This is a genomic window from Rubrivivax albus (assembly GCF_004016515.1).
Taxonomy (GTDB): domain Bacteria; phylum Pseudomonadota; class Gammaproteobacteria; order Burkholderiales; family Burkholderiaceae_C; genus Rubrivivax; species Rubrivivax albus.
Window position 1 is genome coordinate 335,764 of record NZ_SACT01000004.1, and the last position, 25,177, is coordinate 360,940.

Annotated in this window: 25 protein-coding genes and 1 tRNA gene; 16 read left to right on the top strand and 10 right to left on the bottom strand. The window is 71.0% G+C overall.

The genetic code is table 11. The annotated features are described in order from the left end of the window. Window positions 1–53: 53 nt before the first annotated feature. Window positions 54–923: an undecaprenyl-diphosphate phosphatase gene (locus ENE75_RS14645; protein ID WP_128199051.1), complete on the top strand. Its 870-nt coding sequence runs from the start codon at window positions 54–56 to the stop codon at window positions 921–923. A 19-nt stretch (window positions 924–942) separates the two neighbouring features. Here the strand turns inward: ENE75_RS14645 and trmB are convergent, their stop codons facing one another. Then, a complete protein-coding gene (trmB, locus tag ENE75_RS14650) occupies window positions 943–1,677 on the bottom strand; it encodes a tRNA (guanosine(46)-N7)-methyltransferase TrmB (RefSeq protein ID WP_128199052.1) in 735 nt (244 codons plus the stop codon). Between the two features lie 87 nt (window positions 1,678–1,764). Between trmB and ENE75_RS14655 the strand changes: the two genes are divergently transcribed. Both ENE75_RS14655 and ENE75_RS14660 read left to right on the top strand, forming a co-directional pair. Beyond that, window positions 1,765–1,838 (top strand) — tRNA-Gly (locus tag ENE75_RS14655). A gap of 132 nt (window positions 1,839–1,970) precedes the next feature. Continuing rightward, window positions 1,971–2,885 carry a GGDEF domain-containing protein gene (locus ENE75_RS14660; protein ID WP_128199053.1) on the top strand — a complete coding sequence of 305 codons (915 nt, stop codon included), beginning with the start codon at window positions 1,971–1,973 and terminating at the stop codon, window positions 2,883–2,885. A gap of 31 nt (window positions 2,886–2,916) precedes the next feature. Here the strand turns inward: ENE75_RS14660 and ENE75_RS14665 are convergent, their stop codons facing one another. Both ENE75_RS14665 and ENE75_RS14670 read right to left on the bottom strand, forming a co-directional pair. Next, window positions 2,917–4,395, bottom strand: coding sequence for an NAD-dependent succinate-semialdehyde dehydrogenase (locus ENE75_RS14665; protein ID WP_128199054.1), 1,479 nt, complete (start codon window positions 4,393–4,395; stop codon window positions 2,917–2,919). Between the two features lie 25 nt (window positions 4,396–4,420). Next, on the bottom strand, window positions 4,421–5,152 hold the full coding sequence (locus tag ENE75_RS14670) for an SIMPL domain-containing protein (RefSeq protein ID WP_128199055.1): 732 nt from the start codon (window positions 5,150–5,152) through the stop codon (window positions 4,421–4,423). 56 nt (window positions 5,153–5,208) lie between these two features. Between ENE75_RS14670 and alaS the strand changes: the two genes are divergently transcribed. From alaS to ENE75_RS25380, 3 genes are read left to right on the top strand one after another with little or no spacing between them, the layout of a single operon-like run. Beyond that, window positions 5,209–7,839 (top strand): alanine--tRNA ligase, encoded by a 2,631-nt coding sequence (gene alaS / locus ENE75_RS14675; RefSeq protein ID WP_128199056.1) that lies wholly within the window; start codon window positions 5,209–5,211, stop codon window positions 7,837–7,839. Between the two features lie 17 nt (window positions 7,840–7,856). After that, on the top strand, window positions 7,857–8,372 hold the full coding sequence (locus ENE75_RS14680) for a GNAT family N-acetyltransferase (RefSeq protein WP_128199164.1): 516 nt from the start codon (window positions 7,857–7,859) through the stop codon (window positions 8,370–8,372). Then, entirely contained in the window at window positions 8,369–9,073 is a 705-nt protein-coding gene (locus ENE75_RS25380; protein WP_233259090.1) for a UPF0149 family protein, read from the top strand. The genes ENE75_RS14680 and ENE75_RS25380 overlap by 4 nt, the downstream gene beginning before the upstream one ends. Here ENE75_RS25380 and ENE75_RS14690 read toward each other — a convergent pair. Further along, the gene (locus ENE75_RS14690; protein ID WP_128199057.1) at window positions 9,048–10,148 is read right to left on the bottom strand and encodes a mechanosensitive ion channel family protein; all 1,101 of its coding nucleotides are present in this window, start codon (window positions 10,146–10,148) and stop codon (window positions 9,048–9,050) included. The two genes, ENE75_RS25380 and ENE75_RS14690, sit on opposite strands and share 26 nt — an antisense overlap. Before the next feature lie 73 nt (window positions 10,149–10,221). Between ENE75_RS14690 and coaBC the strand changes: the two genes are divergently transcribed. The 3 genes from coaBC to ENE75_RS25105 all read left to right on the top strand — a co-directional run bounded on the left by coaBC (window position 10,222) and on the right by ENE75_RS25105 (window position 12,927). After that, window positions 10,222–11,472: a bifunctional phosphopantothenoylcysteine decarboxylase/phosphopantothenate--cysteine ligase CoaBC gene (coaBC, locus tag ENE75_RS14695; protein WP_128199058.1), complete on the top strand. Its 1,251-nt coding sequence runs from the start codon at window positions 10,222–10,224 to the stop codon at window positions 11,470–11,472. Then, window positions 11,469–11,918, top strand: a complete 450-nt coding sequence (gene dut, locus ENE75_RS14700; RefSeq protein WP_128199059.1) for a dUTP diphosphatase — start codon at window positions 11,469–11,471, stop codon at window positions 11,916–11,918. Before coaBC ends, dut begins: the two co-directional genes overlap by 4 nt. Window positions 11,919–12,021: 103 nt before the next feature. Then, on the top strand, window positions 12,022–12,927 hold the full coding sequence (locus ENE75_RS25105; RefSeq protein WP_199232306.1) for a D-Ala-D-Ala carboxypeptidase family metallohydrolase: 906 nt from the start codon (window positions 12,022–12,024) through the stop codon (window positions 12,925–12,927). Between the two features lie 40 nt (window positions 12,928–12,967). Here ENE75_RS25105 and ENE75_RS14715 read toward each other — a convergent pair whose 3' ends face one another. Beyond that, window positions 12,968–13,489, bottom strand: a complete 522-nt coding sequence (locus ENE75_RS14715; protein ID WP_128199060.1) for an FKBP-type peptidyl-prolyl cis-trans isomerase — start codon at window positions 13,487–13,489, stop codon at window positions 12,968–12,970. 31 nt (window positions 13,490–13,520) lie between these two features. Between ENE75_RS14715 and ENE75_RS14720 the strand changes: the two genes are divergently transcribed. From ENE75_RS14720 to ENE75_RS14730, 3 genes are all read left to right on the top strand, one after another. Then, window positions 13,521–14,657, top strand: a complete 1,137-nt coding sequence (locus tag ENE75_RS14720; RefSeq protein WP_128199061.1) for a JmjC domain-containing protein — start codon at window positions 13,521–13,523, stop codon at window positions 14,655–14,657. Beyond that, window positions 14,657–15,151, top strand: a complete 495-nt coding sequence (locus ENE75_RS14725) for a hypothetical protein (RefSeq protein ID WP_128199062.1) — start codon at window positions 14,657–14,659, stop codon at window positions 15,149–15,151. Before ENE75_RS14720 ends, ENE75_RS14725 begins: the two co-directional genes overlap by 1 nt. A 139-nt stretch (window positions 15,152–15,290) precedes the next feature. Beyond that, entirely contained in the window at window positions 15,291–15,506 is a 216-nt protein-coding gene (locus tag ENE75_RS14730; protein ID WP_128199063.1) for a hypothetical protein, read from the top strand. Window positions 15,507–15,612: 106 nt separating this feature from the next. Here the strand turns inward: ENE75_RS14730 and bamC are convergent, their stop codons facing one another. The 5 genes from bamC to ENE75_RS14750 all read right to left on the bottom strand — a co-directional run bounded on the left by bamC (window position 15,613) and on the right by ENE75_RS14750 (window position 19,588). Beyond that, window positions 15,613–16,722, bottom strand: a complete 1,110-nt coding sequence (bamC, locus tag ENE75_RS14735; RefSeq protein WP_233259091.1) for an NlpB/DapX family lipoprotein — start codon at window positions 16,720–16,722, stop codon at window positions 15,613–15,615. A 95-nt stretch (window positions 16,723–16,817) separates the two neighbouring features. Beyond that, window positions 16,818–17,699: a 4-hydroxy-tetrahydrodipicolinate synthase gene (gene dapA / locus ENE75_RS14740; protein ID WP_128199065.1), complete on the bottom strand. Its 882-nt coding sequence runs from the start codon at window positions 17,697–17,699 to the stop codon at window positions 16,818–16,820. A 19-nt stretch (window positions 17,700–17,718) separates the two neighbouring features. Then, window positions 17,719–18,246, bottom strand: coding sequence for a class I SAM-dependent methyltransferase (locus ENE75_RS14745; RefSeq protein ID WP_128199066.1), 528 nt, complete (start codon window positions 18,244–18,246; stop codon window positions 17,719–17,721). Beyond that, window positions 18,246–18,371, bottom strand: a complete 126-nt coding sequence (locus tag ENE75_RS25630; protein ID WP_259371711.1) for a hypothetical protein — start codon at window positions 18,369–18,371, stop codon at window positions 18,246–18,248. The genes ENE75_RS14745 and ENE75_RS25630 overlap by 1 nt, the downstream gene beginning before the upstream one ends. Then, window positions 18,368–19,588 carry an MFS transporter gene (locus ENE75_RS14750; RefSeq protein WP_128199067.1) on the bottom strand — a complete coding sequence of 407 codons (1,221 nt, stop codon included), beginning with the start codon at window positions 19,586–19,588 and terminating at the stop codon, window positions 18,368–18,370. The genes ENE75_RS25630 and ENE75_RS14750 overlap by 4 nt, the downstream gene beginning before the upstream one ends. A gap of 80 nt (window positions 19,589–19,668) precedes the next feature. On the opposite strand from ENE75_RS14750, the gene ENE75_RS14755 reads away from it, so the two are divergent. The 4 genes from ENE75_RS14755 (at window position 19,669) to ENE75_RS14770 (ending at window position 25,144) form a co-directional block, all read left to right on the top strand. Beyond that, a complete protein-coding gene (locus ENE75_RS14755; protein ID WP_128199068.1) occupies window positions 19,669–20,937 on the top strand; it encodes a D-amino acid dehydrogenase in 1,269 nt (422 codons plus the stop codon). Window positions 20,938–20,971: 34 nt separating this feature from the next. Beyond that, window positions 20,972–21,448 (top strand): glutaredoxin family protein, encoded by a 477-nt coding sequence (locus ENE75_RS14760; protein WP_128199069.1) that lies wholly within the window; start codon window positions 20,972–20,974, stop codon window positions 21,446–21,448. A 53-nt stretch (window positions 21,449–21,501) separates the two neighbouring features. Beyond that, the gene (locus ENE75_RS14765) at window positions 21,502–23,484 is read left to right on the top strand and encodes a DNA topoisomerase IV subunit B (RefSeq protein WP_128199070.1); all 1,983 of its coding nucleotides are present in this window, start codon (window positions 21,502–21,504) and stop codon (window positions 23,482–23,484) included. Between the two features lie 142 nt (window positions 23,485–23,626). Beyond that, window positions 23,627–25,144, top strand: a complete 1,518-nt coding sequence (locus ENE75_RS14770; protein ID WP_199232307.1) for a S8 family serine peptidase — start codon at window positions 23,627–23,629, stop codon at window positions 25,142–25,144. Window positions 25,145–25,177 lie beyond the last annotated feature (33 nt).

The window sequence follows — 25,177 nt, forward strand, 5'->3', positions numbered from 1 at the left end:
CCTGCCCCGGCACCTATCATCCCGCGCTTTGCATCAAGGGAAGGGCTTGCTGCGTGGACCCGCTGCTGTTGCTGAAGGCCGCCGTCATGGGCCTGGTCGAGGGCCTGACCGAGTTCCTGCCCATCTCCTCCACCGGGCACCTGATCCTGACCGGCGCGCTGATCGGCTTCGGTGGGCCGCGGGCCGGGGTCTTCGAGATCGCCATCCAGACCGGCGCCATGGTGGCCGTGCTGTGGGAATACCGGGCACGCCTGGCCTGGACGCTGCGGGGTGTCGGCTTCGGCGGCACGCCCGACCCGCTGGCCCGGCGCTTCGTGCGCAACGTGCTGATCGCCTTCCTGCCGGCGGTGGTGTTCGGGCTGGCCTTCGGCAGCATCATCAAGCAGCACCTGTTCTCCGCCGTGCCGGTGGCCGTGGCGCTGATCGTCGGCGGCCTGCTGATCCTGTGGATCGAGGCGCGGCACAAGCGGCTCTACGGCGCACGCGACCTCGAAGGGGCGCGTCAGGCCCGCGTGGAGACGGTGGACGACATGAGCGCGGCCGATGCGCTGAAGGTGGGCTTGCTGCAGTGTCTGGCGCTGATCCCGGGCACCAGCCGGTCGGGCGCCACGATCATGGGCGGCCTGGTGCTGGGCCTGTCGCGCAAGGCGGCGGCCGAGTTCAGCTTCTACCTGGCCATCCCCACGCTGATCGGCGCCGGCGTCTATTCGGTCTGGAAGGACCGGGCGCTGCTGTCGGCCGAGGACCTGCCGATCTTCGCCGTCGGCACCGTCGTGGCCTTCTTCAGCGCGCTGTGGTGCATCCGCTGGCTGATCCGCTTCGTCAGCACGCACGACTTCGTGCCTTTCGCCTGGTACCGCATCGTGTTCGGCACCATCGTCCTGGTCACGGCCTGGACCGGCACCGTCAACTGGGCGCCCTGACTGACGCCCCGATGACCGGTCAGGCGGCGTCGGCTGGCGGTCGCTGGAACAGCAGGTCCCACACCCCGTGGCCGAGCTTCAGGCCCCGGGTCTCGAACTTGGTCTGTGGCCGCCAGGCCGGCTTGGGCGCGTAGCCTTCGGCGGTGTTGCGCAACGCCGGTTCGGCTGCCAGCACCTCCAGCATCTGCTCGGCGTAGGGCTGCCAGTCGGTGGCGCAGTGCAGGTAGCCACCCGGTGCCAGGCGGCTGGCCACCAGGGCCACGAAGGCCGGCTGCACGATGCGCCGCTTGTGGTGCCGCTTCTTGTGCCAGGGATCGGGGAACCACAGGTGCACGCCGGCCAAGGTGCCGGGCACGACCATGTCGCGCAGCACCTCCACCGCATCGTGCTGCACGATGCGCAGGTTGGCGAGCCCGCCTTCGCCGATGCGCTTGAGCAGGGCGCCCACGCCGGCCTCGTGCACCTCGACGCCGATGAAGTCGTGCCCGGGCATCGCGGCAGCCACCTGCGCCGTGGCATCTCCCATGCCGAAGCCGATCTCCAGGATGCAGGGCGCCTGGCGGCCGAAGACCTGCGGCAGCGCCAGCGGCGACGGCTGGTAGGGGAGCACGAAGCGCGGGCCGAGTTCGGCCAGCGCACGCTGCTGGCCGGTGCCCATGCGGCCACCGCGCAGCACGAAGCTGCGCACCGGGCGGCGCGGCGGGGTGCCAATGTCGGCCGTGGGGGCGGGCGGGGGCGGCGAGCTGTCGGGCATGGGGGCGCGATCGTAGCGCCATTGCCCCGTGCGGCCGGGCTGGCCGGCGCGCGTCGGCCGGTCGCGTCTGGCACAATCCAACCCGCTGCGGGTGTAGTTCAATGGTAGAACGGCAGCTTCCCAAGCTTCATACGAGGGTTCGATTCCCTTCACCCGCTCCAGCCTCCCTGGCCCTGCCGGCCGGGCTTCGGGCAAACCCTCCCCGCACTCCCTAACCTGTCACGTCGGCGGCACGCTGTCTCCGTAGTTCTGCGCTTACACCCGAGGTTGCTGCGCGGCAACATGGCGGTTCCATGCCCGAACCCCTGCGCATCCTCTGCATCGGCGGCCCCTCGCCCGACCTCGGCCTGTCCCCCTGGGGGCCGTTCACCTGCGAAGACGTGTCCTCGCTCGACCAGGCGCTGGACGTGCTGAGGCAGTCCCCGCCCGACGCCATCCTGGTGCGCTCGCCCGACGCCGATGCGCTGGAGCGCCTGCTGCGCTGGCCGGCGCTGTCGCAGGCCGTGCTGGAATCGGCGCTGGTCGTGGCCGCGCCGGAGCCGGCCGTCGGCCCGGCGCTCAAGCTGCTGCAGCGCGGGGCGCAGGACGTGCTCAACGGCGCCACGCTGCGCAACGAGTCGCTGGCGCGGCGGCTGCGGCTGGCCGTCGAACGCAAGCGGCTGGACCAGGCCGCGCGCAAGGCCTACGCCACCGACCTCGCCACCGGCCTGCCCAACCACGCGCAGCTGCTGGAGCACATGACCCACCTGCTGGCGCTGCGGGAACGCGAGCCGGCACCGATGGCGCTGATCGTGCTGCGCATCGAGGGCCTGGCGGGCACCGAGGCGGCACTCGGCGCCGAAGCGGCCAACGTGCTGCGGCGCAAGGTGGCGGTGCGCATTCGCGCCGGCCTGCGCGCCAGCGACGTGGTGGCCTCGCTGGGCAGCGACAGCTTTGCCGTGCTGCTGGCCTGGATCGACGCGCCCGACGACGCGCCGCACGTGGCCGCCAAGCTGGCCCAGCAGGTGCGCCAGCCCTACAACGTGGCCGGCAGCGACCGCGCCGTGGCCGTGGCCCTGGGCCTGGCGGCGTATCCGGAGCACGGCCGGGATGCCGACGCGCTGCTGCGCCGGGCCACCAGCCAGGCGGCGTCGGTGGCCACCGTGGGCCGGGAAGGCTTCGCCAACCGCATCGAGCGCGGCTCCACGGCGGCGGCCAACGACGACTGACGCCGCCGGCCGCAGGTTGGGCGGTGGCCGCCTATTTCAGGATGTCCCCCAGGCAGAGGTACTTCAGCTCGACATAGTCGTCGATGCCCTGGCGCGCGCCTTCGCGGCCCAGGCCGCTGTGCTTGACGCCGCCGAAGGGCACCTCTGCGGTGCTGATCAGGCCGGTGTTGATGCCCACCATGCCGTACTCCAGCGCCTCGCCGACGCGGAAGATGCGGCCCACGTCGCGGCTGTAGAAGTAGCTGGCCAGGCCGAACTCGGTGGCGTTGGCCAGCGCGATGGCCTCCGCCTCGGTTTCGAAGCGGAACACCGGGGCCACCGGGCCGAAGGTCTCCTCGCGGGCGCAGAGCATGTCGCCGGTCACGCCGGAGAGCACGGTGGGCGTGTAGAAGCGCTCGCCCTGCCGGGTGCCACCGACCACGACCTTCGCGCCTTTGCCCAGCGCGTCGGCCACGTGGGCCTCCACCTTGGCGATGGCCTGGGCGTCGATCAGCGGGCCCTGGTTCACGCCGGGCTCGAAGCCGTTGCCGACCTGGATGCCCTGCGCCTTGGCCGCCAGCTTCTCGACGAAGGCGTCGTAGACCCCGGCCTGCACGTAGAAGCGGTTGGCGCAGACGCAGGTCTGGCCGGCGTTGCGGTACTTGGAGATCATCGCGCCCTCGACGGCGCTGTCCAGGTCGGCGTCGTCGAAGACGATGAAGGGCGCGTTGCCGCCCAGTTCGAGGCTCAGCTTCTTGATCGTCGGCGCGCACTGCGCGGCCAGGATGCGGCCGACCTCGGTGCTGCCGGTGAACGACAGGTGGCGCACCGTGTCGCTGGCGCACAGCACCTTGCCCACGGCAATGCTGCCGTCGGCGTTGGACGTGACCACGTTGAGCACGCCGGCCGGCATGCCGGCGCGCTGGGCCAGCTCGGCCACTGCCAGGGCTGACAGCGGCGTGGCCTCGGCCGGCTTGATGACCACCGGGCAGCCGGCCGCCAGCGCCGGCGCGACCTTGCGCGTGATCATCGCGATGGGGAAGTTCCAGGGCGTGATCGCCGCGCAGACGCCGACGGGCTGCTTGAGCACCAGGTAGCGCTTGTTGTTGTCGGTGGTCGGGATGGTCTCGCCGTAGATGCGGCGGGCTTCTTCCGCGAACCACTCGATGAAGCTGGCGCCGTACGTCACCTCGCCCCTGGCCTCCGCCAGCGGCTTGCCCTGCTCGGCGGTCATGATGCGCGCCAGGTCGTCGGCGTGCTGGTGCAGCAGGCCGAACCACTTCATCATCACCGCGGCGCGCTCCTTGGCGGTCTTGGCGCGCCACAGCGGCCAGGCGCGGTCGGCGGCGGCGATGGCGGCCTCGGTGTCGGCCGCACCCAGCAACGCCACGTCGGCCAGCTTCAGGCCGGTGGCAGGGTCGTGCACGTCGAAGCGCGCGCTGCCGGCCACCCATTCGCCGCCGATCAGCGCGTCGGTCTTCAGCAGCGTGGGGTCGTTCAGCGTGGCCAGGGGGGAGGTGGACATGTCCATCGCGGGTCTCCTTGCAGTGTTCGGGTCACTCTAGCGCGTAGGTGAAGGTGCTGACGACGCGCAGGCGCTTGACGCGCGCGCTGCCGTCGTCGTAGCCCTCGCCGCTGGCGCTGCCGATCTGGATCACGCCCTGGTTGGCCGCGCGCAGCTTGCCCAGCTGCGCGCCGGCCTCGGCGGCGAACTTGTCGGCCTGCTCGCGCGCGTTGCGCGTGGCCTCGGCCAGCAGCGGCGCCTTGACCTCGTTGAAGCCGCGCAGCTGGTACCTCGGCCCGGCCGGGCCGTCGTTGCCGCCCGAGAGCTGCACGCCGGCCTGGATCAGCGGGTCCACCGCCAGCGCGGCGGCCTCCACCGCCGTGGGCTTGGCCGACTGCACCAGCACCTGCCCCGTGCCCTGGAAGCGCAGCGGCTGGTTGTTGCCGCCGTACTCGCGCGCCCACAGGTCCTGCACCTGCAGTGGACGCACCTCGATTTCGGCGTCGCCAAAGCCCTGGGCCTTCAGGAAGGCGACGACGCGGTCGCGGTCCTCGGCCAGTTGGCGCTGCACGGCGCCGAAATCGGTGCCGGCGCGCCGGAAGCCCAGCGGCCAGACGGCGTAGTCGGCCTCGACGTCCTTCTCCGCCAGGCCCTTGACGGTGACCGAGCGGTCGGCGGCGCGGAAGCGCTCCAGCCCCTGGCCCACGCCCCAGCCGCCGGCGGCCAGGCCGGCGGCGATGACCAGGGCGGCGATGAAGCCGATTGAACGGGTGTTGTCTGCCATCGACGGAACCTCCTGCCTCCCATTCTGAACCACGCGCAAACCCTAGAATTCGCATCATGAAAGCCGCCGATATCCGCTCGACCTTCCTGAACTTCTTTGCGTCGAAGGGCCACCAGGTCGTGGCCAGCTCGCCGGTGGTGCCGGGCGACGACCCGACGCTGCTGTTCACCAACGCCGGCATGAACCAGTTCAAGGACGTGTTCCTGGGCTTCGACAAGCGCCCTTACACGCGCGCGGCCACCAGCCAGAAGTGCATCCGCGCCGGCGGCAAGCACAACGACCTCGAGAACGTGGGCTACACGGCGCGCCACCACACCTTCTTCGAGATGCTGGGCAACTTCAGCTTCGGCGACTACTTCAAGCACGACGCCATCAAGTACGCCTGGGAACTGCTGACCGAGCACTTCAAGCTGCCGCCGGAGAAGCTCTGGGCCACGGTCTATGCCGAGGACGACGAGGCCTACGACATCTGGCACAAGGTCATCGGCTTGCCCGCCGAGCGCATCGTGCGCATCGGCGACAACAAGGGCGGCCGCTACATGTCCGACAACTTCTGGATGATGGGCGACACCGGGCCCTGCGGCCCGTGCAGCGAGATCTTCTACGACCACGGCCCCGACGTGGCCGGCGGCCCGCCGGGCAGCCCGGACGAGGACGGCGACCGCTACATCGAGATCTGGAACAACGTCTTCATGCAGTTCAACCGCACCGAAGACGGCACCATGCACCGGCTGCCCAAGCCCAGCGTGGACACCGGCATGGGCCTGGAGCGTCTGGCGGCGGTGCTGCAGCACGTGCACAGCAACTACCAGATCGACCTCTTCGCCAACCTGCTGGCGGCCACGCGCGACGCCGTGGCGACCTCCGGCGGCGACCCGAAGATCGACCTGCAGACGCCCAGCCTGAAGGTCATCGCCGACCACATCCGCGCCTGCGCCTTCACCGTCACCGACGGCGTGATCCCGGGCAACGAGGGCCGCGGCTACGTGCTGCGACGCATCGCCCGCCGCGCCATCCGCCACGGCTACAAGCTCGGCGCGCGCAAGCCCTTCTTCCACACCCTGGTGGCCCCGCTGGCCGCCGAGATGGGCGACGCCTACCCCGAACTGCGCCGCGACGCCGTGCGCGTGACCGAGGTGCTGAAGGTCGAGGAGGAGCGCTTCTTCCAGACCATCGCCCATGGCATGGAGATCCTGGAAGCGGCGCTGGCCAAGGGCGCCACCGTCATCGACGGCGAGACCGCCTTCAAGCTGCACGACACCTTCGGCTTCCCGCTGGACCTGACGGCCGACGTCTGCCGCGAGCGCGGCGTGAAGGTGGACGACGCCGGCTTCCAGGCGGCGATGAACCGCCAGCGCGAGCAGGCGCGTGCCTCGGCCAAGTTCAAGATGGCCGCCGGCCTGAGCTACAGTGGCGACGACACCGCCTTCCACGGCTACGAGCACCTGGTGTGCGAGCACAGCAAGGTCACGGCGCTGTACGTGGACGGGACGCCGGTCACGAAGGCCGAGCCGGGCACCGACGTGGTCATCGTGCTCGACCACACGCCGTTCTATGCCGAGAGCGGCGGCCAGGTCGGCGACGTGGGCGAACTGCGCAACACGCGCTCGCGCGTGGTGGTGGAGGACACGGTCAAGATCCAGGCCGCGGTGCATGGCCACCAGGGCCGCATCGTCGAGGGCACGGTGGAGCTGGGTGACGTCTTCGTCGCCCGGGTCGACGCGGTGCAGCGTGCGAAGACCATGCGCAACCACAGCGTCACCCACCTGATGCACAAGGCGCTGCGCGAGGTGCTGGGTGGCCATGTGCAGCAGAAGGGCTCACTGGTGAATGCCGAGCGCACGCGCTTCGATTTCGCGCACAACGCACCGGTGACGGACGCCGAAGTTGCGCAGATCGAGGCCCTCGTCAACGCCGAGATCCTGGCCAACGTGGCCACGCAGGCCCGCGTCATGCCCATCGACGAGGCGCAGAAGAGCGGCGCGATGATGCTCTTCGGCGAGAAGTACGGCGACGAGGTGCGCGTGCTCGACATCGGCAGCAGTCGCGAGTTGTGCGGCGGCACGCACGTGGCGCGCACCGGCGACATCGGCCTGTTCAAGATCGTCGCCGAAAGCGGCGTGGCCGCGGGCATCCGGCGCGTGGAGGCCGTGACCGGCGACAACGCGCTGGCCTACATCGGCGAGACCGAGAAGCACCTGGGCCAGGTGGCGGCGCTGCTGAAGGCGGCGCCGGCCGAGGTGCCGGGCCGCGTGACCGCGGTGATGGAGCAGTTGCGTGCGCTGGAGAAGGAAGTCGCGGCGCTGAAGAGCAGGCTGGCGTCGGCCCAGGGCGACGAGCTGCTGGCGCAGGCGGTGGACGTCAAGGGGCTGAAGGTGCTCGCCGCACGCCTGGAAGGTGCCGACGCCAAGGCCCTGCGCGCGACCATGGACCAGCTGAAGAACAAGCTGAAGTCCGCCGCCATTGTGCTCGCCGCGGTGGACGGTAGCAAGGTGCAGCTGGCCGCCGGTGTCACGGCCGACCAGACCGGCAAGGTCAAGGCCGGTGAGCTGGTGAACTTCGTTGCCCAGCAGGTGGGCGGCAAGGGCGGCGGCAAGCCCGACATGGCGATGGCCGGCGGCACCGATGCGGCGGCGCTGCCCCAGGCGCTGGCCTCGGTGGCCGGCTGGGTGGGCGAACGGTTGTGAAACGCGGTCGGCCGGCAGTGACGCTGCGGCGCGCGACGCCGGACGACGCGCCGGCTTTCGTGGCACTGATGGCCGACCCGCAGGTCTACGGCGGCCTGATGCAGCTGCCGTTCCCCAGCGAAGCACAGTGGCGCCAGCGCCTGGAGGGCTGCGACAACGGCGGCGCCGAACTGTCGCTGGTGGCCGAGCGCGACGGCGACCTCGTCGGCAGCGCCGGCCTGCACCCGGTGGGCGCACACGTGCGCCGCCGCCACGTGGCGATGATCGGGATCTCGGTGCGGCCAGACGCGCAGGGGCAGGGCGTGGGCACGGCGCTGATGCAGGCGCTGTGCGATTACGCCGACCGCTGGGCACACATCCTGCGGATCGAGCTCGGCGTCTACACCGACAACGTGCGTGCCATCGCGCTGTACCGCCGCTTCGGCTTCGAGGTCGAGGGCACGCACAAGGCTTATGCCTTGCGCGACGGCGTCTTCGTCGACAGTCACACCATGGCCCGCCTGCACCCCAACCCGCCGAAGATCCGCCGATGAAGCTGCGCCGCGACAGCACCGAGACTGAGCTCGACGCGCTGCAGACGGTGGCCGACCGTCTGTCGGGCTTCGAGCCGGCCATCAACGCCGAGTGGCTGGACGGCGCCTTTGCCGCGCTGCTGTGCGGCCCGTCCGTGCCCGAAGGGCCGGGCAACGTGATGACGGCGCTGGTGGGCGACAACTGGGAGCGCGCCTTCGGCGACCCGCAGGACGTGGCGCAGGCGACGGCGGCGCTGGACGCCCGCTGGCGCGCGCTGCGCTCGCAGCTCGACCCCGACCTGCTGTGGGAGGACCCGGACCGGCTGCAGCTCTCGCCGCTGCTGCTGGCCCCGGACGACGAGGCCGACATCCCGCTGGGCATCGACTGGGCGCGCGGTTTCGTCGGCGTGGCCGAGGACCCGCAGTTCGGTTGGCCCGCTGCTGCGGACCCGGAGACGGTCGAGGCCATGCTCGGCCCGCTGGGCGCACTGCTGCTGGACGATGAAGGTCTGGCCGCCTGGACCGCCGAGCACTACAAGGAACCGCCGTCGCGCGAGCAACTCGTCGACGACGCCTGCTACGCCGCGCAGGACCTGCGTCTGTGGTGGGTCGAGAATGCACCCCGCACCGCGCCGCGGCGTGTCGACGCCCTGCCGGGGCGCAACGATCCCTGCTTCTGCGGCAGCGGCAAGAAGTTCAAGAAGTGTCACGGGGTGGTTTGACCGCCGGTTTCGCTTCGGCGCCGTCGGCTTCCGTGTCGACCCGCAGCCGCGGCAGGTAGGCCGGAAACTCGCGCTGCACGTAGTCCACCAGCCATTCGCGCACGTGGCAGCGCAGGTCCCAGGCCTTGCCGGCGTCGGCGGCCGTGACCAGCGCGCGCACCTGCATCGCGCGCTCGCCGGCCTCCACCACCTGCAGCAGGGCCAGCCGGCCGTCCCAGTGTTCGCAGGCCTCGCAGGCCAGGCGCAGATGCTCGCGCAGCGGCGCCAGCGGCATGCGGTAGTCCACCCACAGCGTCACCGAGCCGGTGAGCTGTGCGCTCTTGCGCGTCCAGTTCTGGAACGGCTTCTCCACCCAGTACTGCAGCGGCACCACCAGCCGCCGGTCGTCCCAGATGCGCACCACCACGTAGGCCGAGCCGATCTCCTCGATGACGCCCCACTCGCCCTCGACGATGACCACGTCGTCGATGCGGATCGGCTGCGTCAGGCCGATCTGCAGCCCGGCGATCATGTTGCCCAGCACCGGCCGCGCCGCGAAACCGGCGATCAGGCCGATGACGCCGGCCGAGGCCAGCAGGCTGGCGCCGACCTGGCGCACGCCGGGGATGGTCATCAGCATCAGCGCCACGCCCGCCAGCCACAGCACGCTGCCCACGGTGCGCACCAGCACGCGGGTCTGTGTGTGCACCCGGCGCGCCTGCAGGTTGTCGGCCACCGACACGGGGTGGGCGTCGATCACCGCCTGCCCATAGCCGCCCACGGCACGCACCAGCAACCAGGTCAGCGCGGCGATCCAGGCCATCGTGGTCAGCCGCAGCACCATGGTGCGGCCGGCGAGGTCGTCCGCCGTGCCATGCCAGACCACCACCACCGCCAGCAGCGGCAGCAGCAGCCGTGCCGGCGCGCGGATGGCGCGCGCCACTGCGGCAGCCGCCGGCAGCCCGGCCGTGGCGCGGCCCACCAGGCGCGCGCCGAGCGCGAAGACCAGCGATGCCAGCACGGCGGCGACGGCGGCGGAGGCCAGCGGCGGGCCCCAGGCCACGAGGGACGAGAGCAGCGGATCGAGATCGGGCATGCGGCAGGACGGCCTTTCCAAGTGTGGGAATGCGCCCGAGCTTAGGCCAGGGCCGGTGCTAGAGTGCGCCCCCATGTCGAACGCCCCCGCTGCCCCCGACCTGCATGGCAGGCGCATCTTGCTCGGCCTGTCCGGTGGCGTGGCCTGCTACAAGGCCGCGGAGCTGGTGCGGCTGCTGGTCAAGGCCGGGGCCAGCGTGCAGGTGGTGATGACCGAAGCGGCCTGCCGCTTCATCACGCCGGTGACGATGCAGGCGCTGAGCAACCATCCGGTCTACACCGACCAGTGGGATGCCCGCGCCGACAACAACATGGCGCACATCAACCTGTCGCGCCAGGCCGACGCCATCCTGATCGCGCCCGCCAGCGCCGACTTCATCGCCAAGCTGGTGCAGGGCCGGGCCGACGACTTGCTGGCGCTGCTGTGCCTGGCGCGGCCGCAGTCGCACGAGCAGCGCGTGCCGCTGCTGGTGGCCCCGGCCATGAATCGCGAGATGTGGGCCCACCCGGCCACGCAGCGCAACGTGGCGCAACTGCGCGCCGACGGCGCCATCGTGCTCGGCCCCGACGCTGGCGACCAGGCCTGCGGCGAGATCGGCGACGGCCGCATGCTCGAGCCCGAGGCGCTGTGCGACGAGCTGATCGCGCACTTCCAGCCCAAGCTGCTGGCCGGCCGGCGTGTGCTGATCACCGCCGGCCCCACCTTCGAGGCCATCGACCCGGTGCGCGGCATCACCAACCTCTCCAGCGGCAAGATGGGCTTCGCCATCGCGCGTGCCGCGCAGGAGGCCGGGGCGCAGGTCACGCTGGTGGCCGGGCCGGTTCACCTGCCCACGCCGCGGCACGTGGCGCGCATCGACGTGCAGAGTGCGCGCCAGATGTTCGACGCGGTGCTGCCCGCGGCCGATGGGCACGACGTCTTCATCGCCACCGCGGCGGTGGCCGACTGGCGCCCGGCGGCGGAGAACGCGCACAAGATCAAGAAGGACGGCAAGAAGGTGGCCCCCACCTTCGAGCTCACCGAGAACCCCGACATCCTGGCCAGCGTGGCCGCGCTGCCCGCCGGCCGGCGCCCGTGGTGCGTGGGCTTTGCCGCCGAGAGCCAGGACCTGGCCCGGCACGCGCGCGAGAAGCTGGTGCGCAAGAACGTGCCGCTGGTGGTGGGCAACCTGGGGCCCGCCACCTTCGGCCAGGACCACAACACCCTGCTGCTGGTGGATGCCCGCGGCGAGCGTGAACTGCCCCACGGCCCCAAGCTGACCCTGGCGCGCCGGCTGGTGCAGGAGATCGCCGAGCGGCTGGCGGCCACACCGGGTCCCGCATGACTACCATCGACCTGAAAATCCTCGACCCCCGGCTGGCCGACGTGCTGCCGGCCTACGCCACGCCCGGCAGCGCCGGCCTGGACCTGCGTGCCGCACTCGACGCGCCGCTGGTGCTGGCGCCGCGGGACAGCGCGCTGATCCCCACCGGCCTGTCCATCCACATCGGCGATCCCGGCCTGGCGGCGATGCTGCTGCCGCGTTCCGGCCTGGGCCACAAGCACGGCATCGTGCTGGGCAACCTGGTGGGCCTGATCGACAGCGACTACCAGGGCCCGCTGATGGTGAGCTGCTGGAACCGGGGGCGTGAGGCGTTCACGGTGCAGCCGATGGAGCGCATCGCGCAGATGGTGATCGTGCCGGTGGTGCAGGCGGCGTTCCGCGTCGTCGAGTCCTTCGGTGCGTCGCAGCGTGGCGACGGCGGCTTCGGCTCCACCGGCACCGCCTGACGCACGCCACCTGACGTGTTGGCGGGATCGCCAGACGCGCGGCGCCCTGCTACAACGCCTTCGCCGGCATGTGCCGGCCCACCGCGATGACGGAGGCGTTGCCATGCACCTGTCCGACCACTTCACGCTGGCCGAGTTGTCGCACTCCGACACTGCCAAGGCCGAGGGCATCCCCAACCAGCCCGCCGGCGCCGAGGTGGAGGCCCTGCGCGCCCTGTGCCAGAACGTGCTGGAACCGCTGCGTCAGGCGCTGGGCCAGTCGGTGAAGGTCAACTCCGGCTACCGTGGGCCAGCGCTGAACCGACGGCTGCGCGGTGCCACGAGCAGCCAGCACCTGCGCGGGGAGGCCGCCGACATCCAGTGCCCGGGGGTGCCGGTGGTCGAGGTGTTCAAGCTCGCGATCCGGCTCGGGCTGCCGTTCGACCAGATCATCTACGAGGCCAACCGCAGCGCGCGCTGGGTGCACGTGTCGTACCGTGCGGGCGGCAACCGGGGCGACATCCGCACCGCCACCTTCGACGCCACGGGCCGGCCCGTGGCCTACCCGCAGATCTCGTTGGCGCAGGCCATGGCCCTGCGGGAAGCGGTCACCCGGTCCGGCCGCAGTGCCGCGCCAGGGTACGTGGAAGGGGCGGATGAACCGCCGCACGAGGAGGCCTTGCCCACGCCGAGCCCTGCACCGGCCGCGCCTGTGGCGCCGGTCGTGGCCAAGCGTGCTGCCGCCAAGAAGGTGCCTGCCAAGAAGGTGGCTGCCAAGGCCGTACCGGGCAAGAAGACTCCGGTCAAGAAAGCGGCTGCCAAGAAGGTGGCCGCCAAGGCGGTACCGGCCAAGAAGGCCCCCGCCAAGAGCGTGGCGGCCAAGACGGTGGCCGCCAAGGCAGGGCCCGGCAAGAAGGCACCAGCCAAGAAGGGGGCGGCCAGGAAGACCGGGACCACGACGGCCACATCCAAGCGTGTCGCGGCCAAGGCCAGGCCCGGTTCACGCAGCCGGCCCAGATCGCCGGCCTGAGCGTCGGGCGGGCACGCATCGGCGCCCCGCCGCCGGGACCTCAGTGCAGCGGCGCGTCGCCGTCCCGCCCGCGCAGCACGCTCACCGCCGCTGCACCCACGGTGCCGGCCTCGGCTTCCTCGTCGGTGGCGGCGCGCACGTCCACCACCTTCAGCGCGATGCGCAGCGCCATGCCGGCCAGCGGGTGGTTGCCGTCGAGCACTACGTGCTCGGGGTAGATCTCGGTGACCACGTAGATCGCGTCGGCCGGCATGTCGGCGCTCTGGTGGCCCGGCGGCAGGCCCTCGAAGGCCAGGCCCACCTCCAGTTCGTCCGGGAACAGGCTGCGCGGCTCGAAGCAGACCAGCTCCGGGTGGTAGTCGCCGAAGGCCTGCTCGGGCTCCAGTTGAACGCGGGTCTCGAAGCCGGCTGCCTGGCCGGCCAGGGCGTCCTCGATGCCGGCGAGCAGGTCACTGCCGCCGAAGAGGAACTCGGTGGGCGTGTCGAGGGCGTCGATGGGGCGGTTCTGCGCGTCGGTCAGGGTCCAGGTCAGGGTGACGACGCAAGGGGGTGCGATCAGCATGCGCGATTTTCCCATGCCGGAGAATCCTCGGATGGACATCCAAGCCCCGACCGCGCTGCTCGGCGGCCTGAGCCCGGCGCAGTTCATGCGCCGGCACTGGCAGAAGCAGCCCCTGCTGGTGCGCCAGGCCTGGCCCGGCGTGACGCCGCCGCTGTCCCGCCCCGCGCTGTTCGCGCTGGCGGCGCAGGACGGCATCGAGTCGCGCCTGGTGCGCCGCATGGGCCAGACCTGGTCGTTGCGGCGCGGCCCCTTGCCCCGCCGAGCCCTGCCGCCACTGCAGCAGCCGGGCTGGACGCTGCTGGTGCAGGGCCTGGACCTGCACACGCCTGCCGCGCACGCCATGCTGGCACCGTTCGCCTTCGTGCCGCATGCGCGGCTGGACGACCTGATGGTCTCCTGGGCCAGCGACGGCGGCGGGGTCGGCCCGCACGTCGACGCCTACGACGTCTTCCTGATCCAGTTGCACGGCCGGCGCCGCTGGCGGGTGGCGCCGCCCGGCGACCGCACCTTCGTCGACGGCCTGCCGCTGCGCATCCTGCAGCACTTCGCACCGACGCAGGAATGGGTGCTGGAGCCCGGTGACATGCTCTACCTGCCGCCGATGTGGGGCCACGACGGCACCGCCGTGGGCGGCGATTGCATGACGGCGTCGGTGGGCTTCCGCACCCCGCACCGGCGCGAACTGGCGCGGGAACTGCTGCTGCGGCTGGCCGATGCGGTGGCCGACGCCGACGGCCCGGACCCGATCTATGCCGACCGCGGGCAAGCGGCCGTGGCCGACCCGGGCCGCATCCCGCCCGGGTACCCGGCGTTCGCATCCAACGCCCTGGCTGCGGCATTCGGCGGTGCCAACGCACTGCCGAGAGCGCTGGGGGAGGTGCTCAGCGAGCCCAAGCCGGGCGTGTGGTTCGATCCTCCGGCGCGGACACCGGCAGGGCACGGCGCGCTGCGCCTTGATGCGCGCACGCGCATGCTCTACGACGACCGCCACGTGTTCGTCAACGGCGAGTCCTGGCGCGCCGCCGGGCGCGATGCCCGGCTGCTGCGGCAACTCGCGGACGCGCGGCGTCTGTCAGCCGCCGACCGCGCCAGGCTCAGCGGTGAAGCGGCTGCCATCGTCGACGACTGGCTGGACGACGGCTGGCTGCACGAGGAAGATGGCGGTTGATGGAGACTTTCGACTTCGACAGCAGTGCGGGCTTCCAGCAGGCCGTGCTGAAGACCGTCGACGCCGCACTCGCGCGCGGCACGCGCTCGCTGCTGTGCGTGGACCGTGACTTCGCCGGCTGGCCGCTGGACGATCCGGCGTTGCTGACGGCCCTGGCCGGCTGGCTGCGCCGCCCGGGCCGGCGCCTGGTGCTGCTGGCCGAGCACTTCGACCGCATGGAGCGCCTGCACCCGCGCTTCACGCAATGGCGCCCGTCCTGGAGCCACGCGATCGAACCACGCTGCCCCGAGCAGCGTCCGCCCGATGGCCTGGAAACGCTGCTGCTGGACGACGGCCCGACGGTGCTGGAGGCCCTGGCGACCGACCCGCCCGCGGTGCCACCGAAAGGCCGGGCGCAAAAGAATGCGGCCGTGGCGGCGGCGGCGCGCGACCGGATCGATGCGTGGCTGCAACGGTCGGTGGTCAGCTGGCCCGTTCGCCCGCTGGGACTCTAGGGATTTCCCTGGGAATGCCTAGAATCTGCGCCCGTGCGACCGGGCCTGGAACCGTCCTGGTGCACCGCTGACCCGGGCAGGTGCGCCTTGCCCAGGCGTGATCCACGGTCCATCACATGACATATCCACAAGGATAGAAATGACCAAGTCGCTCCTGATCGCCTCGCTGATCGCTGCCGCCGGCCTCGTGGCCTGTGGCAAGACCGAAGAACCGGCCCCGGCCCCGGCGCCCGCGCCGGCTGCCGAGCCGGCACCGGCCCCCGCGCCGGCCCCGGCTGCCGAGCCGGCGTCTTCCGCCGAGACCTCCTCGGCGGTGGTGGCCGCCGAGCCGGCTGCCTCGGCCGCCTCGCAGTAAGCCGCAGTACGCGGTTGGCACGGCGCCCGCGCCGGGCCCAAAGTGACGAAGGCCGACCGGTCACCCGGTCGGCCTTCGTGTTTTCAGGCTTCCAGCCGGCGCGCGGTCAGCGCAGCGCGCGCAGCAGCACGTCGGCGATGCGTTGCCCGACCGGCGCCGTGATCGCCGCGCCTTCGGCGGTCTGCACCGCCACGACGGTGCGCTCGCCGGTGGCGGCCGTGCCACCGAGCAGGGCGATCCGGTAGCGCTGGGCCTCGCGGGCCTCGTCGGCCCCGAACAGGCGTCCGAAGAAGCCGCGTTCGTCGGGCGCCTGGGTGTCGACGTAGCGCACGAAGTAGACCCCGTCGCTGCGGTTGCGGTCCTCGACGGTGAAGCCGCTGCGGTCCAGCGCCAGCCCGACCCGTCGCCAGGCGCGTTCGAAACCGTCGTCGACCTCGAGCGACGGCGTCGGCGCACCGCTCAGCAGCCGCGCCCTTGCGGTCGCGGCAGGGTCCGCCGCCGGCGACTGGGTAGCGGCCTGGGCCTGCTCGGTGCTGCTGCCCAGGCGCACCATCAGCCGGCTGAGGAACTCGGCCTCGAGTTGGGGATCGCTGGGCCGCAATGACCAGCGCACCTCGTCGCGCTGCGCACCGCTGACCACCTGCTGGGCGCCGCGGTGGCTGATGTAGACCTCACTGCCGGTGGGCGTGCGCTCCAGGCGTGCGCGGAAGCGATCTCGTTCCCCGCTGTCGAACAGGCCGTCCAGCACGCCGCCGAGCAGGCGCCGCACGCCGTCCTGCGGCAGCTTGACACGGTTTTCGGCCCAGGACGTCTCCAGGATGCCGGCCGCGGCGTCGTCCACTTCCAGCGTGAACCCGCTGTCCAGCCAGAACTGGCGCAACTGGGGCCACACCTGCTCCGGCGGCATGGGAATCTGCAGCCAGCGCAGGTCGCCGTCGCGCAGCATGCGGATGCCGCCGACGGCTGCGGGCGCCACGCTGGACGTGGTGGCAGCCGCGGCAGGTGCCGTGGTGTTGCTGCCCGCGGCGCTGACCACCGCACCGGGCGCCTGGTAGCGGCCTTCGCGTGCCAGCTGCGTGAGGTCGGGCGGCACCTCCAGGCCCGTGGTCTGGCGCGCACCGGAGCGGTAGTCGACTTTCTCGCCGGAGAGGAAGCCGCTGGAGCAGCCGGCCAGTGCGGCGGCGAAGGCAAGCGTGGAGACGGTCAGGGTGCGCACGAAGGATCTCGGAAGGTGCCGGCCGGGGCCGGGGACAGCGGTCGGTTCGGACGCCCGCTGCAGGTGTGTCGGGACGAGCCGCGCCGAACGGCGGATCACAACAGCCCGGCGTCGCGCAGCGCCGCGTCCACGCGCTGCTGGCCGGCGTCGGTCAGCGGGGTGATGGGCAGGCGGACGTCGGGTCGGCAGCGGCCCAGGCGCGACAGCGCCCATTTGGCCGGGGCCGGACTGGGTTCGCAGAACAGCTCGCGGTGCAGCGACAGCAGCCGCATGTGCAGCGACGTGGCCTTGCGGGCGTCACCTTCGATGGCCGCGATGCACAGTTCGTGCATCAGGCGGGGCGCCACGTTCGCCGTCACGCTGACGTTGCCATGGCCGCCCAGCAGCATCAGCGCCACGGCCGTGCCGTCGTCGCCGGAGTAGATGGAGAAGCCCTTGGGCGCGTGCTTGATCAGCCAGGCGGCGCGCTCGATGTTGCCGGTCGCTTCCTTGATGCCGACGATGCCTGGCACCTGGGCCAGGCGGATCACGGTGTCGTGCTGCACGTCGGCCACGGTGCGGCCGGGAACGTTGTACAGCACGTGCGGCAGGTCCACCGCCTCGGCAATGGCCTTGAAGTGCCGGTAGATGCCTTCCTGCGACGGCTTGTTGTAGTAGGGCACGACCTGCAGCGTGCAGTCCGCCCCCACGGCCTTGGCGTAGCGCGACAGCTCGATGGCCTCGGCCGTGGCGTTGGCGCCGCAGCCGGCCATGATGGGCACGCGGCCAGCGGCGTGCTGCACCGCGACCTTGATGATCTCGCAGTGCTCGTCCACGGTGACCGTGGGCGATTCGCCGGTGGTGCCGACGACACCGATGCAGTCCGTGCCTTCGGCGATGTGCCAGTCGATCAGGGCGCGCAGGCCGTCGTAGTCGACGCTGCCGTCCTCGTGCATCGGCGTCACCAGGGCGACGATGCTGCCAATGATGGGGTTCATGGGCCTTCCTTGGGCCTTTCTACAGGCCGATGATTCTATCCGGGCGGGCCTGCGGCCCCAGCGCGGCGATGCGCTGCACGCAGCGCGGCGGGTTCTCGAGGCGGCCGTCCTCGTACGCCACCACGCGCAGACCGGCGCAGCGCTGCAGGAGTTCCCCACGCTGGAGCAGGAAGTCGGGCCGGGCCGGGCGCCCCAGGGCCTCGTTGCCGGCGGCGAAGGTCTCGTAGATCAGCACGCCGTCGTCCGCCAGCAGCGACAGCACGTCGGCGAAGCGCGGGCGCCACAGGTAGTTCGTCACCACCACGGCGTCGAAGCGGCGACCGGCCAATGGCCAGGGCCCTTCGGCTTCGAGGTCGGTCACCATCACCTCGGCCACCTCACGCAGCGGGGCCAGTGCCTCGGCAGCCTGGTCCACGCCGGTGACGCGAAACCCCTGCGCTGCCAGCCAGCGCACATGGCGGCCGCTGCCGCAGGCCAGATCCAGCACCGAGCCGCCGGGGGCGATCAACGGTGCCCAGCGCTGCACCCAGTCGGAGGGCGCCGGCATCAGAAGCAGGCCGCCACGTAGGCCGCGAGGTCCACCACCAAGTGCGGGCTGCGCCAGGCTAGGAACACGGCCGCCAGCGCAGCCAGCGCCAGGGCCCAGATCGACAGGCGTGCTGCGGGCTTCATGCCGGTTGCAGGGCCGGCCGCGCGATCGGTGTCTCGCGCACCGGCAGGTTGACCAGCGCCGCGAAGACGCCCAGCGCCACCGCGATCCACCAGACGATGTCGTAACTGCCGGTGGCGTCGTAGAGCAGGCCGCCGGCCCACACGCCCAGGAAGCTGCCGACCTGGTGCGACAGGAACACGAAGCCGCCCAGCATCGACATGTACTGCACGCCGAAGATCTGCGCGATGACGGCGTTGGTGGGTGGCACGGTGGACAGCCACAGCACGCCCATCGTGGCGGCGAACACGTACACCGCCATCGGGCTGTGGGGCACCGAGAGGAAGACCACGATGGCCACCGAGCGCAGGGCGTAGATCGTCGACAGCAGGTGGCGTTTGGCGAAGCGCTGGCCCAGCACACCGGCGCCGTAGGTCCCGAAGACGTTGAACAGGCCGATGAGCGCCAGCGCGGTGGTGGCCACGCCCGGGTTCATGCCCTCGTCCTTCAGGTAGCTGGGCAGGTGCACGCCGATGAACACCACCTGGAAGCCGCAGACGAAGTAACCGGCCATCAGCAACTGGAAGCTGCGGTAGCCGAAGGCCTCGCGCAGTGCGCTGCCCACGCTTTGGCGGTGCTGCGCGGCGGTCGCCGGCACGGCCGGCTCCTTCAGGCCGAAGGCCAGCGGCATGATCGCCAGCGCCACGCAGCCCAGGATGATCAGCGCCGACTGCCAGCCCCAGGCGCTGATCAGCCAGCTCTCCACCGGCACCATCAGGAACTGGCCGAAGGAGCCGGCGGCCGCGGCCACGCCCATCGCCCAGGACCGCTTCTCCGGCGCCACCTGGCGGGCGATGACGCCGTAGATGACGGCGTAGGTGGTGCCCGACTGCGCCATGCCCAGCAGCAGGCCGGCGCTGCCGGTGAAGGCCAGGCCGGAGGTGGACAGCGCCATCAGCACCAGCCCGGCGGCGTACAGCACCGAACCCACCAGCAGCACGCGGAAGGCGCCGAATCGGTCGGCCAGGCCGCCGGCCACCGGCCCGGCCAGGCCCCAGGCCAGGTTCTGCACCGCCAGCGCGAAGGCGAAGGTCTCGCGCGTCCAGCCGCGCTCCAGCGTGATCGGCTGCAGCCACAGGCCGAAGCCGTGGCGGATGCCCATGCTCAGCGTGACGATGGCGGCTCCACAGAGCAGCACCTGAGACATTGACAGCCGCGGGGCGGCTTGGGCGGGATTCATTCGGGCATTGTCTCGGAAATCGCGCGTCGGCGTCGGCGGCGCCCGGCCCAGAATGCAGCGCCAGCAACGGTGGGGGCGACATGAAGGTCCTGGTCCTGGGTGGTGGCGTGATCGGCGTCAGCGCGGCGTATTTCCTGGCCCGTGCGGGTCACGAGGTCGAGGTGGTCGACCGCCAGGCCGGCCCGGCGCTGGAGACCAGCTTCGCCAACGCGGGCGAGGTCTCGCCAGGCTACTCCGCCCCCTGGGCCGGCCCCGGCGTGCCGGTCAAGGCCATCAAGTGGATGCTGATGCAGCACAGCCCGCTGGTGATCTGGCCCCTGCTGGACCCGGCGATGTGGCGCTGGGGCGCCATGATGCTGGACAACTGCACGGCCAGGGCCTATGCGCTGAACAAGAGCCGCATGGTGCCCCTGGCCGAGTACAGCCGGGACGTGCTCAAGGCGCTGCGCGCCGAAACCGGCATCGCCTACGACGACCGTGCCCAGGGCACGCTGCAGTTGTTCCGCACGCAGAAACAGCTCGACGGCATCGGCGGTGACGTCGAGGTGCTGAAGCAGTACGGCGTGCCCTTCGAGGTGCTGGACCGCGACGGCTTCTGTGCCGTGGAACCTGCGCTGCGGCGCACGCAGCACAAGTTCGTCGGCGCATTGCGGCTGCCCAAGGACGAGACCGGCGACTGTTTCCTCTTCACCAACCGCCTGGCTGAGATGGCGCGCGGCCTCGGCGTGCGCTTCCGCTTCGACACCGCGATCACTGGCATCGACCGCGTCGGCGACCGCATCGAGCGCGTGCGCACCTCGGCCGGCGACCTGCGCGCCGACCGCTTCGTGTTGGCCCTGGGCAGCCACAGCCCGAAGCTGCTGGCGCCGCTGGGCATCCGGATCCCGGTCTATCCGGTCAAGGGCTACTCGATCACCGTGCCCATCACCGACCCGGCTGGAGCGCCGGAGTCGACCATCATGGACGAGACGCACAAGGTGGCCGTGACGCGGCTGGGCGATCGCATCCGCGTCGGCGGCACGGCCGAACTGGCCGGCTACAGCGAGGCGCTGCGCGAGCCGCGCCGGGCGACGCTGGAGCACGTGGTCAGCGATCTGTTTCCTGACGGCGGCGATGTATCCAAGGCCAGCTTCTGGTGCGGCCTGCGCCCAATGACGCCCGATGGCACGCCGGTGGTCGGCCCCACGCCCATCGGCAACCTGCTGCTGGCCACCGGCCATGGAACGCTCGGCTGGACCATGGCCTGCGGCACCGGGCGCGTGATCGCCGACCTGGTGTCCGGGCGCACGCCCGAGATCGACGTCAGCGGGTTGGGCATGGACCGGTATCGGGGCGCGTGGCAGGGTTGACTACACTGGACGGGCCAACCCCGAGGAGACCGCCATGCGCGTCCGTTTGCTGCTTCCCCTGCTGCTGGGCCTGTGCGCTGCCACGGCGCAGGCCGGCGTCATCGAGGACCTGTTCCGCAAGCTGATCGACCAGCGCAAGACGGCGCAGAGCTGGGTGCCCAAGGGCGTGCTGCCGCAGATGGCGCACGAACTGACGAAGCCGGAGATCGCTGAACGCAAGGACGGCCTGGACCTCGGCCGCGAGCAGTACGCCATCTTCGTCGCGCCGCGCTGCCGGACCTGCGACGCGGCCGTGGCACGGCTGAAGCAGCGCGGCTTCAAGGTCGAGGTGCTGGACCTGGCCAAGAGCCAGACCGCACGTGAAGCCTTCGAACTCAGCGGCGCCAAGGGGGTGCCCACGGTGCTGGCCGGTAAGCGCATGCTCGGCGGCTGGAGCGACAAGCACTTCGACCGGCTGCTCAAGGGCGACATCCAGGACAAGATCAACGCGCAGCAGGGCACTGGCGCCTGACATGTAACGACGCTTTGCGGCAATGCCGTGGCCGGGCTTCCTAGAATCCCGCCATGGCCACCAAGACCAGCAGTTACGCCGAAGCCTCGATCCGGGTGCTCAAGGGCCTCGAGCCCGTCAAGCAGCGCCCGGGCATGTACACGCGCACCGACAACCCCCTGCACATCGTGCAGGAGGTCATAGACAACGCCGCCGACGAGGCGCTGGCCGGCACCGGCCAGCGCATCGGGGTCACGCTGCACGCCGACGGCTCGGTGAGCGTGGACGACGACGGCCGGGGCATCCCCTTTGGCCTGCACCCGGAGGAGCAGGTGCCGGTGGTGGAGATCGTCTTCACCCGGTTGCACGCCGGCGGCAAGTTCGACAAGGGCGCCGGTGGCGCCTACAGCTTCAGCGGCGGGCTGCACGGGGTGGGCGTCAGCGTCACCAACGCGCTGGCGAAGCGGCTGCAGGTGGAGGTGTGGCGTGACGGCCAGTGCGCCAGCCTGGCCTTCGCCGCCGGCGACGTGATCGAGCCCCTGGCGGTGCGCAAGGCCACGTCGGGCGAGCGCAGGCACGGCACCCGGGTGAGCGTCTGGCCCGACGGCAAGTACTTCGACAGCCCCGACCTGCCGCGCGGTGAGCTGGTGCACCTGCTGCGCAGTAAGGCCGTGCTACTGCCCGGCGTCAGCGTCTCGCTCACCGTGGAGAAGGCCGGCGGCAAGGACAGCGAGACCCAGACCTGGCTCTACAAGGGCGGCCTGTCGGACTACCTGCAGCAGGGCCTTCAGGCCGACCCCCTGATCCCGCTGTTCGCCGGCGAGCAGTACGCCGACCGCGAGACGTCCGAGAACATCGCCGAAGGCGAGGGCGCGGCCTGGTGCGTGGCCTTCACCGACGAAGGCACCGTGCTGCGCGAGAGCTACGTCAACCTGATCCCCACGGTGGCCGGCGGCACCCACGAGTCGGGCCTCAAGGACGGGCTGTTCCAGGCCATCAAGGGCTTCATCGAACTGCATGCCCTGCTGCCCAAGGGCGTGAAGCTGATGCCCGAGGACGTTTTCGCACGGGCCAGCTTTGTGCTCAGCGCCAAGGTGCTGGACCCGCAGTTCCAGGGCCAGGTCAAGGAGCGGCTGAACAGCCGCGACGCACTGCGCCTGGTTTCCGGCTTCGTCCGGCCGGCCTTCGAGCTGTGGCTGAGCCAGCACGTGGAGCATGGCCGCAAGCTGGCCGAACTCGTGATCCGCCAGGCGCAGACGCGCCAGCGCGCGGCGCAGAAGGTGGAGAAGCGCAAGGGCTCCGGCGTGGCCGTGCTGCCCGGCAAGCTCACCGACTGCGAGAGCCGCGACATCGCCTACAACGAGGTCTTCCTGGTCGAGGGCGACAGCGCCGGTGGCAGCGCCAAGATGGGCCGCGACAAGGAGACACAGGCGGTGCTGCCGCTGCGCGGCAAGGTGCTCAACGCCTGGGAGGTGGAGCGCGACCGGCTGTTCGCCAACAACGAGATCCACGACATCGCCGTGGCCCTGGGCGTGGACCCGCATGGCCCGGTCGACGAGCCCGACCTGTCCGGCCTGCGTTATGGCAAGGTCTGCATCCTGTCGGACGCCGACGTGGACGGTTCGCACATCCAGGTGCTGCTGCTGACGCTGTTCTTCCGCCACTTCCCCAAGCTGATCGAGCGTGGCCATGTGTTCGTGGCCAAGCCGCCGCTGTTCCGCGTCGACGCTCCGGCACGTGGCCGCAAGCCGGCGGCCAAGATCTACGCGCTCGACGAGGGTGAACTGACCGCAGCGTTGGACAAGCTGCGCAAGGAGGGCGCGCGCGAAGGCTCGTGGAGCATCAGCCGCTTCAAGGGCCTGGGCGAGATGAGCGCCGAGCAGCTGTGGGAGACCACGCTGAACCCGGAGACCCGGCGCCTGCTGCCCGTGGCCTTCGGCGCACTGGGCTTCGAGGCCACCGTGCAGGCCATGCACAAGCTCATGGGCAAGGGCGAGGCGGCATCGCGGCGTGAGCTGATGGAACTGCATGGCGACACGGTGGAGGTCGACGTCTGAAACCTCGCCTGGCCGCTGCGCGCACGGCCCGTGAATCCTGGCGCGATCTGGGGTTGACCCCCATCCGGATCAGGGGGTTGACGGCGCACGGCGCCACGGCAACAGTCATCGCTTCGCGAATTTCCATCTGGAGCAGGAGTTGATGAACAAGTTCAAGATCCGCGTGCTGTGCGCAGCCTTCGCTGCCGGCCTGATGGGCAGCCTGGCCGCCACGCCCGCGCTGGCTGCCGAGAAGGACAGCCGTGTCATCGTCAAGTTCAAGGCAGGTGCCTTCGCCAAGGGGCGTGCCGAGGTGGCCTCCCGCGGCGGCAAGGTGCTGGTGAACCTGTCGGAGTTCAACGCCCTGTCGGTGCGCCTGTCTCCGGCGGCCGTCAAGCTGCTCAAGCGCAGCCGCCACGTTGAGTTCATCGAGCCCGACCATCCGATGTACCCGATGGCCGAGTCGGTGCCATACGGCATTCCGATGGTGCAGGCCAACCTGGTCGGTGATGGCGCCGCCGGCAACCGCACGCTCTGCATCATCGACTCCGGCATCGACGGCACGCACCCGGACCACGCCGGCAACAAGCTGGCCGGTGAGAACCTCACCACCTCCGGCACCTGGGACAGCGACGAAAGCGCCCACGGCACCCACGTGGCCGGCACGGTCGCAGCGGTCGGCGGCAACGGCATCGGCGTTGTCGGCGTGATGCCCAACAAGAACATCAACCTGTACATCGCCAAGGTGTTCGACGCCTCGGGCAGCACCAGTGCGTCCACCGTGGCCAAGGCCATGTGGGCCTGCTACAAGAATGGCGGTGCCAACGTCATCAGCATGTCGCTGGGTGGCTCGGGCGCCTCCAAGTTGCAGGGCATCGTCGCCAAGTTGCTCGACAAGCGTGGCGTGATGATGTTTGCTGCCGCGGGCAACGGCGGCACGAGCGCGGTGTCGTACCCCGCTGGCTTTCCCGAGGTGATCTCGGTGGCCGCCGTCGATGCGGCCAAGGCCCATGCCAGCTTCTCGCAGTTCAACGCCGACGTCGAGATCGCAGCGCCTGGCGTGGGCGTGGTGTCCACGGTGCCCGTGGGCACGGGCGAGACCAGCACGCTGGACGTGGCCGGCAGCGGCTTCGAGGTCATCGGTGGTGCAGGCTCCGCCACCGGCACGGTGGCTGCCGCGCTGTATGACTTTGGCTTGGGTGAGAGCGTCGATGCCGGCGCCGCCGGCAAGATCTGCCTGATCTCGCGCGGCAACATCGCCTTCGGCCTGAAGGTGGACAACTGCGTGGCCAGCGGTGGCATCGGCGCTGTGGTCTACAACAACGTGCCGGGTGCACTCGCGATGGACCTGGGCGGCGCCAAGACCATTCCGGCCGTGGGTGCCGACGGCAACGACGCAGCAGCCCTGCTGGCCAAGGTGGGCCAGACGGCCACGGTGTCGGTGGAGGTGTCCGACTACGCGTCGTTCAACGGCACGTCGATGGCCACGCCGCACGCCTCCGCGGTGGCCGCTCTGGTGTGGAGCCAGCATCCGAGCTGCACTGCTGCGCAGCTGCGTGCCTCGCTGAACAACAGTGCCGAGGACCTGGGTACCGCCGGCCGGGACGACCAGTTCGGCTTCGGCCTGATCCAGGCGAAGGCGGCGAGCGACCGCATCGCGGCGATGGGCTGCGGCAACTGACGATCGTTCCGCGATGACCGGCGCCCGCGGGCG